This is a genomic window from Clostridia bacterium, assembly GCA_035628995.1.
Classification (GTDB): domain Bacteria; phylum Bacillota; class Clostridia; order Lutisporales; family Lutisporaceae; genus BRH-c25.
The window spans coordinates 1-14,278 of sequence record DASPIR010000026.1; the positions used below are offsets into that span (position 1 = coordinate 1).

General features: G+C 37.7%; 13 protein-coding genes. 10 read left to right on the top strand and 3 right to left on the bottom strand.

Annotated elements, in window-relative coordinates:
- Positions 1-300: 300 nt before the first annotated feature.
- The 4 genes from VEB00_11195 to ppsA all read left to right on the top strand — a co-directional run bounded on the left by VEB00_11195 (position 301) and on the right by ppsA (position 5,527).
- On the top strand, positions 301-837 hold the full coding sequence (locus tag VEB00_11195) for a flavodoxin (protein ID HYF83577.1): 537 nt from the start codon (positions 301-303) through the stop codon (positions 835-837).
- Positions 838-887: 50 nt separating this feature from the next.
- On the top strand, positions 888-1,265 hold the full coding sequence (locus VEB00_11200) for a MerR family transcriptional regulator (protein ID HYF83578.1): 378 nt from the start codon (positions 888-890) through the stop codon (positions 1,263-1,265).
- Positions 1,266-1,597: 332 nt separating this feature from the next.
- On the top strand, positions 1,598-2,626 hold the full coding sequence (locus VEB00_11205; protein ID HYF83579.1) for a DUF362 domain-containing protein: 1,029 nt from the start codon (positions 1,598-1,600) through the stop codon (positions 2,624-2,626).
- 285 nt (positions 2,627-2,911) lie between these two features.
- A complete protein-coding gene (ppsA, locus tag VEB00_11210; GenBank protein HYF83580.1) occupies positions 2,912-5,527 on the top strand; it encodes a phosphoenolpyruvate synthase in 2,616 nt (871 codons plus the stop codon).
- Positions 5,528-5,995: 468 nt separating this feature from the next.
- Here ppsA and VEB00_11215 read toward each other — a convergent pair whose 3' ends face one another.
- The 3 genes from VEB00_11215 to rsmH form a co-directional block, all read right to left on the bottom strand.
- Positions 5,996-6,499, bottom strand: coding sequence for a hypothetical protein (locus VEB00_11215; GenBank protein HYF83581.1), 504 nt, complete (start codon positions 6,497-6,499; stop codon positions 5,996-5,998).
- A gap of 168 nt (positions 6,500-6,667) precedes the next feature.
- On the bottom strand, positions 6,668-8,083 hold the full coding sequence (locus VEB00_11220) for a PQQ-dependent sugar dehydrogenase (protein ID HYF83582.1): 1,416 nt from the start codon (positions 8,081-8,083) through the stop codon (positions 6,668-6,670).
- A gap of 438 nt (positions 8,084-8,521) precedes the next feature.
- Entirely contained in the window at positions 8,522-9,571 is a 1,050-nt protein-coding gene (gene rsmH / locus VEB00_11225) for a 16S rRNA (cytosine(1402)-N(4))-methyltransferase RsmH (protein HYF83583.1), read from the bottom strand.
- A gap of 287 nt (positions 9,572-9,858) precedes the next feature.
- On the opposite strand from rsmH, the gene VEB00_11230 reads away from it, so the two are divergent.
- The 6 genes from VEB00_11230 to VEB00_11255 all read left to right on the top strand — a co-directional run bounded on the left by VEB00_11230 (position 9,859) and on the right by VEB00_11255 (position 13,997).
- Entirely contained in the window at positions 9,859-10,245 is a 387-nt protein-coding gene (locus VEB00_11230; protein HYF83584.1) for a VOC family protein, read from the top strand.
- A 49-nt stretch (positions 10,246-10,294) separates the two neighbouring features.
- Positions 10,295-10,891 carry a TetR/AcrR family transcriptional regulator gene (locus VEB00_11235; GenBank protein HYF83585.1) on the top strand — a complete coding sequence of 199 codons (597 nt, stop codon included), beginning with the start codon at positions 10,295-10,297 and terminating at the stop codon, positions 10,889-10,891.
- Between the two features lie 40 nt (positions 10,892-10,931).
- Entirely contained in the window at positions 10,932-11,408 is a 477-nt protein-coding gene (locus VEB00_11240) for a hypothetical protein (protein ID HYF83586.1), read from the top strand.
- 385 nt (positions 11,409-11,793) lie between these two features.
- Entirely contained in the window at positions 11,794-12,321 is a 528-nt protein-coding gene (locus tag VEB00_11245; GenBank protein HYF83587.1) for a flavodoxin, read from the top strand.
- A 26-nt stretch (positions 12,322-12,347) separates the two neighbouring features.
- Positions 12,348-13,487 (top strand): aldo/keto reductase, encoded by a 1,140-nt coding sequence (locus VEB00_11250; GenBank protein ID HYF83588.1) that lies wholly within the window; start codon positions 12,348-12,350, stop codon positions 13,485-13,487.
- Between the two features lie 123 nt (positions 13,488-13,610).
- On the top strand, positions 13,611-13,997 hold the full coding sequence (locus tag VEB00_11255; GenBank protein ID HYF83589.1) for a MerR family transcriptional regulator: 387 nt from the start codon (positions 13,611-13,613) through the stop codon (positions 13,995-13,997).
- Positions 13,998-14,278 lie beyond the last annotated feature (281 nt).

Genomic DNA, 14,278 nt, shown 5'->3' on the forward strand with positions numbered 1-14,278 from the left:
ATATATCTACTTTTACAACTATGAGCGTATCCAATTAAAAACTAAACTGACACCATACGAAAAACGGTGTCAGTCTGCTTAATTTTATGAAATTCTGCGATAGGGCTTTTTATTTGTGTCCGATTAACGGGTATCAGTTCAATAATTCAGCAGGGGGTTTTGTTATGAAAATAAGTGCGTAGGGTCTATATTTGGAGCAATTAAAAAGTGTTTGACTTAGAGTTAACTCCAAGTGATAAGCTATTAAAGAGAGAAGTTAATTCAATTAAATAAAAATATAAAAGAAGAGAGGAATATGAAATGATGAATCTGAAAGATAAAAAGGGTTTGATAGCCTATTATTCTCGAAGGGGAAATAACTATGTCAGTGGAAGGATTGTAGATTTACCAATTGGCAATACTAAAACAGCTGCAAAGATGATTCTGGAAATAACTGAAGGAGATATGTTTCATATAGAAGCAGTCAAGCCATATCCTAAGGATTATACAGAAACAACAAAAATAGCACAAGACGAACTACATACCGATGCCAGACCAGAGCTTACCAACCATGTGCAAAACATGGATTCTTATGATGTGATATTCTTGGGCTATCCCAACTGGTGGGGAACGATGCCGATGCCGGTATTTACGTTCCTAGAACAATATGATTTTTCAGGAAAAACAATTGCTCCATTCTGTACCCATGAGGGAAGCGGATTAGGTCATAGTGAGAGAGATATTAAGAAGCTATGTCCTGAAGCAACTGTGCTGAAGGGGCTAGCTATTAATGGCTCCCGTGTGAGTGAAGCAAAAAAGGATATCGCAAATTGGCTGGATAAAGCGGAAATTCTATAGGAGCTGTAAGGCTTGACATATTTCAATATGAATATCAGGAGGAAAAAGCAATGACAATTGCTGAAGTGAGTAAGAAATTTGGCCTTTCACAAGATACACTGCGTTATTATGAGCGCATTGGATTGGTTCCCAGCATTGGCCGGAGCAAAAGCGGAATTAGAGATTATTCGGAAGAGGACTGCAGATGGATTGAATTTATCAAATGCATGAGGAACGCAGGTCTTCCGATTGAAGTGTTGATTGAGTATGTTACGCTGTTTCAAAAGGGTGATGAAACCATTGCTGCTAGAAAAGAACTTTTAACTGAGCAGCGTAAGCTATTAGCGGAAAAAATGGACGAGATGAAGAAGACGTTAGAACGCTTAGATTATAAGATTGAAAGTTATGAACGATTGGTGGTTGAAATTGAAAAAGAGCTAAAGAAATAGTCTACACACAAGGACATACCATCCCTGTGGAGTATTTTGCTGTTGGGTAGAGTAAAAATTAGAGCGAAAACTTTAAATTTTTTTATAAGATGTTAATATTAAATTAGCCACACTTATAATAAGATTATTGGTATAGTTAATCGTGATTGATAATCATCCAGTGAATAATGGCAGGTCTCATGACTTATACAATCAGACACCAATCCTGCCTTTGTTAATTTAGTTGCATAAATAATAGCTTCGATACCTCATTCTAAAAAGGTTAAGCTATCATAATCGCATATGAATAAAAAATAAAGCAAAACAGTCTATGTAAAAGGAAGGTGCAAATTTTGAGTAAAGTATACCTAATCAGAAATTCAGAATCCAATTATGAACAGCTTGGAAAAGACGCCTTGGAACTACTGAAAAAAATAGTATCAGAAACTGGGCATAGGTTTGAAAAAGAAGTGCCTATCAAGGTGCATTTTGGTGAAAAAGGGAATAAGACTTTTACTCCGGCAAGATGCTATGATGAAACCATAAACTATCTGAAAGAAAACGGAGTGTCTCCGTCCTATATAGAAACAAATGTCTTATATAGAGGGTCAAGGACTACTACAGAGAAGCATATTGAGACAGCAAAATCTCATGGCTTCACACAGATTCCAATTATCATAGCAGACGGAGATATTGGAACAGAGTACCATGAAATAGAAATTAATAAAGAGTATATACATAAATGCAAAATAGGTAAGGAATACGGAAATTACAAACAGTTTATTGTTATGAGCCATTTTAAAGGGCATGTAGCAGCGGGATTTGGTGGTGCGCTAAAGCAGCTTGCTATGGGCTTTGCTGCTAGAGGCGGGAAACTGGAACAGCATTCCGGAATATCCCCTGTGATAGATGAAGAAAAATGTATCTCTTGTGGTATTTGCGTGAATAAATGCAACTATGGTGCTATCCAAACCCCAGACACTGCCGTAATTGATGAAAGCAAATGCATTGGCTGCGCAGGAGGTATTGCTGTTTGCCCTCAAGGTGCAATTGAAAACACTTGGGGAGGATCATATTTTCTTGAGAAGCTTTCAGAGTATGCCTACGGAGCTTCAAAAGATAAGGATATCATATACATTACCTTCGTTCACAATATCACCAAGGAGTGTGACTGTGCTGGTACGCATATGAAGCCAATTGCGGCTAATATTGGCATTCTTGCCGGAAAGGATCCTGTTGCCTTAGATACAGCATGCCTGGACATGGTTCAGAGAAACAGCGGAGAGAAGCTATTTGAAAAAGGTAGAAAATCTCTTCAACATGCAGAAAAAATTGGATTGGGCACAATGCAATATGAGCTTATTGAAATCAATGCCTGCTAATGGTTGCAGGTAAGATGTTTAAAAGGTTATTCAGTCTGAATATAAACATATGCTAACAAGAACACACCATCCATACAGAATCTGTCGCGAGGCTTGAGAGGCTGTAAGGCTTATAAATGAAGGGTTGCGGTGAATTGACGTCTTTAAGGTTTATTTCTTTGAAAAAAAAATTGCAAATGCAGACTATTTGTTCTCTTTTTCTACTGCTATAATGCAATAGTACATTAATCTGATTTGGAGGGGTATTATATTATCAAAGAAGGAATTGCCAAAGGAGGTAAACATATGAGCTCCTATGTGCTTGGTTTTCGGGACATTGACAAGACAAAAATCATGGTTGTTGGGGGGAAAGGCGCGAACCTGGGGGAACTTTCCAGGATTGAAGGAATACGCGTACCAGATGGCTTTTGTATTTCTACTGAAGCCTTTAAAAGAATCATTGGGGAAACGTCGTCGATTAACGAATTACTTGATCAGTTATCGCATCTTATGGTGGAAGACCGGGATAAAATCGGTGAACTTAGCGGTGAGATTCGCAGGGTCATGGTCGGGATAGCCATTCCTCAAGACATTAATGAAGAGATCACTCGCCTTCTCTCCAGGCTTGGAGAAAAAAATGCCTATGCAGTACGATCCAGCGCAACTGCAGAGGATTTACCGACGGCTTCCTTTGCAGGCCAGCAGGATACGTATTTGAACATTATCGGAAAGGAGGCAATCCTAAAGCATATCAGCAAGTGCTGGGCCTCGCTATTTACCGAGAGGGCAGTAATTTACCGCATTCAAAACGGCTTCGACCACCGTAAAGTCTACCTGTCTGTGGTTGTTCAGAAGATGGTCTTCCCGCAGGCGGCAGGAATTTTGTTTACTGCCGATCCCGTCACTTCTAACAGGAAGGTATTATCCATTGATGCCAGCTTCGGACTTGGTGAGGCCTTGGTCTCCGGCCTGGTTAATGCTGATATCTATAAAGTGCGTAACGGCAAGGTTATCGATAAGAAGATATCAGCCAAGAAGCTGGCTATTTATGCCTTAAAAGACGGCGGCACGAAAGAACAGGATATTGAGCCTGAGCAGCAGAATAGGCAAGCGCTGAGGTTTGAGCAGATTTTGCAGCTTGAGCACATGGGTAGAAAGATCGAAGAACATTTCGGCTGTCCCCAGGACATCGAATGGTGTTTGGCTGAGGATGCATTTTATATTGTCCAGAGCCGGCCAATCACTACCTTATACCCCATCCCTGAAGCGAATGATGAAGAAAATCACGTTTACGTATCTGTAGGGCATCAACAAATGATGACAGACCCCATGAAACCATTGGGACTGTCTATATTCCACTTAACATCTGTTGGACCCAGGTTTAAAGCTGGTGGAAGGTTGTTTGTTGATGTCACACATATGCTGGCTTCACCTGACAGCAGAAAAATGTTATTAGATGGCATGGGACAACACGATCCCCTCATGAAAGACGCACTCATGACCATAATAGAGCGAGGAGATTTCATTAAATCTTTACCAAATAATAAGCAAGAACAGAGTTCCGGTAAAAGCAATAAAAGTGCGTTGTCTGCAGACTCTCAAGCACAAATCGAAAACGACCCGACAATCGTTTCTGATTTGATTAAGAATAGTCAAACATCCATAGAAGAGTTAAAACAAAATATCCAAAGGAAATCAGGATCAGAGTTATTTGATTTTATTCTGGAAGATATCCAGATATTAAAGAAGATTTTATTTGACCCACAAAGTACAGCTGTATTTATGGCTGCTATAAATGCTTCATCATGGATCAATGAAAAAATGGACGAGTGGTTAGGTGAAAAAAACGCAGCAGACACGCTTTCTCAATCTGTACCAAACAATATTACGTCGGAAATGGGACTGGCGCTATTGGATGTCGCAGATGTGATTCGTCCTTATCCACAAGTAATTGATTATTTACAGTATGTAAAAGATGATAAGTTTTTGGATGAACTGGTTAAGTTTGATGGTGGACAGGAAACCCAAGACGCTATCTATGCTTATCTTAACAAATACGGAATGCGATGTGTGGGAGAAATCGATATTACTAAAACTCGTTGGAGCGAAAAACCAGCTACACTTGTCCCCATGATTCTCAGTAACATCAAAAACTTTGAGCCTAATGCCAGCAATCGGAAATTTGAACAAGGGCGACAGGAAGCTTTCAAAAAAGAGCAAGAGTTATTAGATCGATTGAAGCAATTACCGGATGGTGAACAAAAAGCCAAAGAAACAAAACGAATGATCGACCTAATCCGGAATTTCATCGGTTATCGTGAATATCCAAAATACGGCATCGTTAGTCGCTACTTTGTTTATAAGCAGGCTTTACTGAAAGAAGCCGAACAACTCGTACAAGCCAACGTTATTCAAGAAAAAGAAGATATATACTATCTCACTTTTGAAGAACTTCGCGAAGTCGTACGCACAAATAAACTGGATTATCCGATCATCAGCAAAGGTCAAGATGAGTACAAATTATATGAAAAACTAACTCCACCACGTGTTATCACGTCTGACGGTGAAATCGTTGCAGGTGAGTACAAACGGGAAAATATTCCGGCTGAAGCTATTGTAGGCCTGCCTGTTTCTTCCGGAGTTATAGAAGGACGGGCACGTATCATCTTAAACATGGAAGATGCTGATCTGGAAGATGGAGATATATTAGTCACCTCCTTTACTGACCCTAGCTGGACACCATTGTTTATATCCATAAAAGGCCTAGTCACCGAAGTTGGCGGACTGATGACCCATGGAGCAGTTATCGCACGTGAATATGGCTTACCAGCAGTTGTTGGAGTGGAAAATGCTACCAAACTGATAAAAGATGGACAGAGAATCCGGGTGAATGGAACGGACGGATATGTAGAAATACTATAAAGTGGGGAAGATGTTATCTTCCTCCTGGAGAATTAAATAAAAGATGAAAGCTAGGAAGGCGGCCCAATCAGGGTCGCTTTCTCAGACGGAAAAAAGTAATTACATGAGTCAATTTCATAATGTTGTCAATAGCTAAAGATTAGTCCTCCAGAGCATCTAGATGGCGGGATAATAAGCCCAGTTTAACTTTTTACACGCAAACGTTTGAAATTAAAAAGCATTCCGCCAAGGCCCTACCAGACTCTAGCGGCATCTTTTTTGTATCCTCAAGGCATGTGGAGGTGACAGTGAAACTTGTCAGAGGGTAATAGGTGATATGTTTTCGTGTTTACTCTATCCATGTGGAGACAGTTGTACTTTTACGCAAAACTAATTAAGGAAAAGCTAGTAAAATTAAAGAATTCTGGTTCTACCGCGTGCATCTTGAAAACTTCAAATAGCCAAAATGATAAGAAATCCATATATGAGTTAACTAATCAATTTTATTTTTATAAGATAATTCATGAATTTTCTAAGGCAAATATTCCAGATGCTCGCGTAAACAAGTGAAAATGAGAAAAAAATTAAAAAAGTTAAAGGAGTTGATAACGAACTGGTTAAATCTACAAACGCCGAAATACCTACTATATAAGTTAAAAATATCATCCCAAGAGATAATGTTATGCTTGAAAATAATATAGAAATTATTATTCCCTTACTATAAAGCAATGTTCCGATAACAATACCTAGTAGCCCGGTGGTAAAAAGCAGGATTATTGTCTCCTGCACACTAACTATAGCAAGAATTAATGCGGAAGATAAAAATACAGTAAAACCAAGAGAAATATTAGAAACAGCAGCTATCGCAATAGGTAATGTACTTAATGGACTTAAGGCCAATCCAATCGCGGGTAAAAATATAGGTGCTGATTGGAATAGTACAGCTATTGCTGTTAATATGCCTCCAATACATATAAACCTGCCTATATTCATTTTTTTCAATTTAATATACCTCCAGTAAACGCTTTCATCATTTACATTAAATCAGTTTCAAAATTGACGATGGAACATGATTACTCTCTCTTATTTGTTTTATATTTCGATTCAATAAATCCTAGAAAGGGATTTATATGGTATTAAGTCTAATTTTATAGTTATGAATTATGGAACAATTTCAAAAACAGTACCTTGGTTAAAATCAGTCACATTCATAGAGCCATAAACCCCTAAATATAGTCTGGTTTGATCCGGATTCGTTCCCAAACTAACATAAAAAGCTGATTGAGACGCAAAATTATAATCGGTTTCAATAACACTAAGATCATTTAGTTTACAATCTGTTCTTACCCTGGTATAAGCTAAAACCCCTCTAACGGTCGGTTGAGATACTCCATCCCGGGCAAGATCGGTAAACACAACGCTTCCCTTTAAATCGGGGATTCCATTCCCCATATATGACTGGACTCCTGTAAGTGCAGTTCCTCCAAACTTATTGGGTCGGGGATCTTTATGAAAATAACTAGTTAGAGGCTGAAGACGATGCACTGAAGTTTTTACTGCTTCATTGTAATAAGCAATTGTTTTCTCATCCAAAGTCGGACTTGCAGAGCAGCCCCTTATAATCGAAGCAGGAAAAGCGCCTTCCCACCCTCGCCAGCCAAAGTTAATAAATCCTTCTTGGTCAGGTTCAGATTTCATTAAAGAAGCTTGAATAAGCTGAGTAACCGGTATTGGTTTATAATGAACGAATGAAAAAATCGACTCTACCAGATCCTGTCCGACATTTCCCACATATTTGATATACTGATCATAAAACCTTTGAAATGAAATGCCAGGTATATTGCGAACCCCTTTGGCAATTACCGTAAGCGTTTCCTGAATAGGTACGGGGAGTTCATTAAAACGTGTAACTACTGGTGGATTATCGATAAATGTATTCTTAACTACATCAATTTCAATTATTTTACCGGCGATTTCCATATCATCCTGGCTTAAATTAAATGGATCATAGCCTAATCCACCATCTCCGGTTGTTAAAATAAGTTTTCCTGTTTCAGGTGAAAAGTTTAAGCTATTGACACCATTATGATTAAAAAATGGTCTTCTTAAATTAAGTAATGTCCGCCGTTTTTGAGGTTGACCATTCGATTGTAAAATCCATTCTTCAACTGTATCAATATGATCATATTGAATTTCTCTATTTAGCCACTTTAGGTTTAAGGTTCTGGGGTCACACGGATTAGGCTTAAAAAATTCAGGAAGAGCACCTGGACCTTGTGTTCCAGCTACTGAATAATGAAGATAAAACAGACCGTTATAATAAAATTCGGGATGAAACGCTAGCCCTATCAATCCCCGTTCATCATATCCACCACCAGAAACACCTAGTTTAATGATTCGCGGGCGAATATCTAAAAAAGTCCCTATAACTCCGTTTCCTATGTAAAAGATCTCTCCTACCTGGGTTGCAATAAATAATCTTTCGATTGAGTCACCCGGAAGTATAGTTGCTTTCAAAACAGTGGGTAAATTTATCTTACTAACAATGGGCCGTAAACTAACTTTAACTTTTGCCAACTAACTTCACACTCCTTCTTATTGTTTTCTTTTATAACGAGTAGGGGCATCTGTTCCACATTAATTTGTTATGCCCCGTAAGCGAGTTTCATAAAAGGCTTCCTTAATCGTTAAAATGCTTAAATAGAAGCCTTTTTTATAAGAATATGATTAGAACTGTTCTATTAGTACCAAATTGGGGCAGGGGAATCTGATAATGCATCGCACCATTTTCCGCATCAGCATCGGAGGAATCCAGGGCGTTCATCATTTTTATCTGCTCAAGGCACGTAGAAGTGATAGCGAAACTTGTCAGAGTGTAATAGGTGGTATGTTTTCGTGTTTACTCTATCCACATGGAGTGCGTAGTGTTGATAGAGAAGGCATAGGGCTGGTAGTAAGCTTCGGGGCAGGGGAAGTCTGTCTTTTTTAGGCAAATAAAGTGCCGAAAATTACAAATCATGCTTTTATAGCCCAACGCAATTTAGCAGAACGAGCACGGCTATTGGTATTACATTCTTCTGATGATGGCCGAATAGGATCGGGAGCTATTTCACGATAGACGCCTTCACGAAAAAAGCGTTGAAAAGATTTTTTAACGAGACGATCTTCTCCTGAATGAAATGAAAGTATAGCAACGCGCCCACCCTCAGCAAGGGTAGCGGGAAGTTTTTCCAAAAATTCATATAACACTTCAAATTCATTATTGACATCAATTCGCAACGCTTGAAAGCATCGTTGACAGGATTTTTTAATCTCATCGTTCCTATTATTTTCTGGTATAAATTTCAGAGCATCTTTGATAATTTGTTGGAGCTGCGTTGTTGTTGATATGTCTATTCCTTTTTTTATTTCGGAAATAATAGCACGAGCGATTGCTGCGGAATGAGGCTCGTCTGCGTTTTCTATCAACATACCTTGTAATTCATCCTGCGAAATAGTTTTTAAACGAGCTGCGGCAGATTTACCTCTATTAGGATTCAGCCGTAAGTCTAATGGTCCTTCCCTCTTATATGAAAATCCTCTTTCAGGATTGTCTATTTGCATAGAAGAGACACCCAAATCTGCCAATACAAAATTCAATGGCCCTGATTCGAAAGCAATTTGATCTATATCGGAAAAGTTCATTTGATTGATCGTTAAAATTTCGGAGCCATAACCTAAGCTCTTTAAACGCTCTTGGGTGCGCGGTAATTCAATAGAATCTACATCAATTGCATACAAGTGCCCCTTTGAATTTAAACATTTAAGCATCTCTAAAGTATGACCACCATAACCTAGTGTTGCATCTAATCCAGTTTGTCCAGGAGTAATTTGTAAGAATTCTAATATTTCTTTAACGCAAATTGAACGATGCATACCGGCAGGAGTACTGCCCTTTTGAATAACTTTTGCCACAGTATCAACATATTTTTCTGGTTGCAGTTCCTTATATTTTTCTTTATAAGTTTTGGGGTGAGTGCCTTTATATCGAATACGTCGCTGGTGTTTTTGCTCTTGATTATCCATTATCTTTCCCCCACCTTTTTTAATATCTCTTTGTAATATTGTTACAAATCATATGATATCAAATACAATTCATGATAGCAAACTTGCAAAGAAGAAAATCTGTTAGAAAAATTAAAGCCAATAGTTGATGGAAATTTAAAAATCCCAATTGAAATTTCTCCAACTCAATTTCGGTCTTGCGGATAAAAATACAATTTTACGATGGTAAGGATTGACACGTACTAAAACAACTGGTATTATAAAAACATACCAAACGGTCGGTTTTTCAAAATTAGGAGGAATAGAATATGAAAATTAACCTAACAAGTGTGTTTGTTGAGGACACAAATAAGGCACTGAGATTTTATACAGAGGTATTAGGTTTTGTTAAAAAAGTACATATTCCAGAAATTAATTGGATAACAGTCGTATCCCCTGATGATCAAGAGGGTACTCAGCTGCTTCTAGAACCAAATGACAATCCAGCTGCTAAGATATATCAGCAGTCTATTTTTAATCAAGGGATTCCTGCAACGTCCTTTGCTGTTGAGGATATTGAAACAGAGTATGAAAGATTGACAAAGCATGGCGTTGAGTTTACTATGAAGCCTACTAAGACAGTAGGCGCAATTATTGCTGTGTTTAATGATACCTGCGGCAATCGCATACAGATTCATCAACCAGTGATTGCTTAACATAATGACACCCAAATCATAGTTCGTACATGAGGAGAGTAGGTAGATTATGAGTAATAGCAGAGAACATATATTAAACGTTGCATTTCATCTTTTCCTGCAGAAGAGCTTTAAAGAAGTAACACTAAGGGAAATTGTTGAAAAGACTGGGATGTCAAAAGGCGCTTTCTACCATTACTTTACCAGTAAAGAGCAGCTTTTTCTTGAGCTTGTGAACGATGTGTTTGCCTCTGTCCTGGATATTCCTTATGACAGTTTTAGCAAGGATTCTCTCTATAATTTTTATATTGATTATATCAGCTATTATACTGAAAATTTAAAACGGCAGAATAATGAAGAGGTTGGCCGTATGGCAAACTTCAATTATATATCTCTTATTTTTGATGCGATTAAACTTTTTCCGGATTTTCAGGAAAAGCTGCTGGAATCTAAACAAGTCCAGCTAGATGCTTGGAAGGAAATCATACATGCCGCCCGAAGCAGAGGGGAGATAGAATCTTCCATGAGTGATGAACAAATCGCAAATATGTTTATAAATTCCTCAGGCGGTATTGAGATGAACAATATATTTAAAGGCAGCAGTGAGGATATTGGTATAAGTTTAGTAAATCTATGGGATAGTTTTTATAAACAATTAAAAGCATGATGCTACTTACAAGATAGACCAACAAAAGAAAGGATATTCTATGAAAAGTGAAGGTTTATTTACAATCGCAGATGTTATAAATTCCCTGAATGATATGAATCGTGCAACTGTATTAGAATTTCATCAGTTGGGAGTTTCTTTAGGATGTAAGGAAGCAATTAGCAGTATGGGGAAGAAAGTCGATGATTGGAAATGTGAGTATACCACGAAAAAGCCCAAAAGAGCATTGTTTATTTTAAGGGTCAACAAAAAAGGTTGGAGCATCAGATGTAAACTATTCAATATTGCAAAATATGAGGAAGCTGTTGCGAATTGTACAGAACGAATTAAGCATGTGCTTAGCTCTATACCCGATTGTGAAATGCATGGCGGGCAATGCAAGGGACCTGTCCAATTTTCGATTAATAATGATAAGCATTCAAAATGCAGGCACTATTTTCTTTTTCAGGATTTACAAGTTGAGGATTGGGCTTGTGTACAGACATTGATCAAGCTTGAAAGCAACTATGAAGAATAAGGATATTTTCGATATGCTAACTAGAACACAGCATCTACGTTGAGTCCGTAGCGTTGGCGATAAGGGAGTAGAACAGAAATAAATCCTCAACTGAATTAATTCAGTTGAGGATTTTTGCTGTAGAAATAAGTTTTTATGTGCTGTGTCTGGCGCTATTTTAAAAAGTGTTTGACTTGGAGTTAACTCCAAGTGATAAGATATTATTCGGAGGTGGATCTATGACTTTTGCGGAAGTACGGAACAATTCTATATCTCATATGATATTTTACGCTATTATGAAAGAACTTAAAATGTCAATTAAATACTAGATACTGACTTAGCGTCAACTATATGTAACAAAATATAATTTAAAAAGGATTATTGATTGGAAAGGAAGGAATAAGAAATGGCAAAGAGTCTTATCGCTTATTTTTCACGCGAAGGAAATAATTATGTGGGAGGCAGCATTGTAAATCTGCCAATTGGAAACACAGAAGTAATAGCAAAGAAACTACAGGAACTAACAGGAAGCGAAATGTTCCAAATCAAAACCGTAAAATCTTATCCGGATGATTATACGGAGACAACAAATGCAGCACAGGACGAACTGAGCGAAAATGCCAGACCTGAGCTTACGAAAACGATAGATGATATGGATTCATATGATGTGATTTATCTCGGATATCCGAACTGGTGGGGAACGATGCCGATGGCGGTATTTAGATTTTTAGAGTCTTATGATTTTTCAGGAAAGACCATTATTCCATATTGCACACATGAAGGCAGTGGAATGGGGAGCAGTGAGCGAGATATTAAGAAATTTTGTCTGAATGCAAAGGTGTTATCTGGTTTGGCGATCAGGGGTGGCAGTGTTGGTAGAGCAGACAAAGAGTTGGAAAACTGGCTGAAAAAACTTGGAATGTTCAGAATCTGATGGAAGAAAAGGAAGGAAATACAGATATGCAAAAGAAAAAATTAGGCTTTGGATTCATGCGTTTGCCAGTAAAGAGCCAGAATGATACATCAAGCATCGATATGGGTATTTTAAACAAAATGGTTGATACTTTTTTGGAAAGAGGCTTTACTTATTTTGATACAGCTTATGTGTATCATATGGGTAAGAGTGAAATAGCTATGAAAGAGGCTTTAGTAAAACGTCATAAAAGAGATAGTTTCACTGTAGCCACAAAATTACCAGTGATGCTCTTAAAAACTAAGGAAGATCAGGAAAGAATTTTTAACGAGCAATTAGAAAAATGCGGTGTGGATTATTTTGATTACTACCTGCTTCACAACCTTGGTATATCGAACTATGAGAAAGCTCAAAAATTTGATAGTTTTGCTTTTATTGAGGAAAAGAAGAAAGAAGGGAAAATCAGACATATTGGATTTTCGTTCCATGATACTGCTGATTTGCTGGATGAAATTCTGACAGCGCATCCTGAAGTGGATTTTGTCCAGTTACAGATTAATTATAACGATTGGGAAAATGAAAGCATTCAGTCAAAGAAATGTTATGAAGTAGCTAGAAAGCATAATAAACCAATTATAGTTATGGAGCCGATCAAAGGAGGCACGCTTGCGAAAGTACCTGAAAAAGTAGAAAAGTTGTTTAAAGAATATTATGCAGATATGTCCGCACCATCATGGGCAATCCGTTATGCAGCAAGCCTTGAGGGCGTCATGATGGTATTAAGTGGGATGTCTGATATGTATCAGTTATTGGATAATACGGGATATATGCAGGAATTTAAACCTTTTGTACATGAAGAATATGATATTGTAAAAAGAGCAGTAAAAATTATTAATGAATCAATTGTGATTCCATGTACAACCTGCCAGTACTGTGTAGAGGGCTGTCCGAGAAATATAGCAATTCCTAAGTATTTTACGTTGTACAATGCGGAAAAACAATCCCTGAACTCCGGTTTTTCCATACAAAGAGTATATTATGATAATTATACAAAAACATATGGAAAAGCATCAGATTGTATCGGATGTAAACAGTGTGAAAGACATTGTCCGCAGCATATTGAGATTATAAAATGCTTAACTGAGGTAGCAAATACTTTTGAAGAAGAACATTCATTCCGCAGGTAGAAGATATAAGCGAGGAGATAAACATAAAAGTAGTATTAGTAATAGAAGTCCTCATGAAAAGGGATGTATTTATACAGCATGGCAGAAGTGGGGAAAACACTAAAGCAGAAGAGGTGATATGCAATGACAATTGCAGAAGTGAGTAAAAAATTCAATCTTTCACATGATACACTACGCTATTATGAACGCATCGGACTGATTCCCCGCGTGAATCGCAATAAAAGCGGAATCAGGGATTTTACAGAAGAAGATTGCAGATGGATCGAATTCATCAAATGTATGAGAAGTGCAGGCCTTCCGATTGAAGTATTGATTGAGTATGTTACGCTGTTCCAGCAGGGTGATGAAACTACTGAGGCTAGAAAAGAACTCTTAACTGAGCAACGTAAGCTGTTAATAGAAAAAATGGAAGAAATGAAGAAAACGTTAGAACGCTTGGATTACAAAATAGGAAGTTATGAACAATCGGTGGTTGAAAAAGAAAAAGAGCTAAAGGGATTGGATAATTAGTCCAGGCACGACGTTAAGAAGATGATTAAGTGGTGGTGCTGACATATGCTAGCAAGAACACACCATTCACGTGGAGAGTGCAGCGGTGATAGAGCGGATGTAACCCTTGGGTTTAAAGAGTTTACGGGTCTGTTGTGATGAATGCCAAGTTTAGGTGTATATTAGGGTGTAGAATTAAATATATTTAAAGTGTACCGGTTGAGGTGAATTTTACTTTGACCGGGTTTTATTTTTAAGGATGAGAGGATAAAAGTCTATTTGCTAAAGTATTAGGAAGGCTC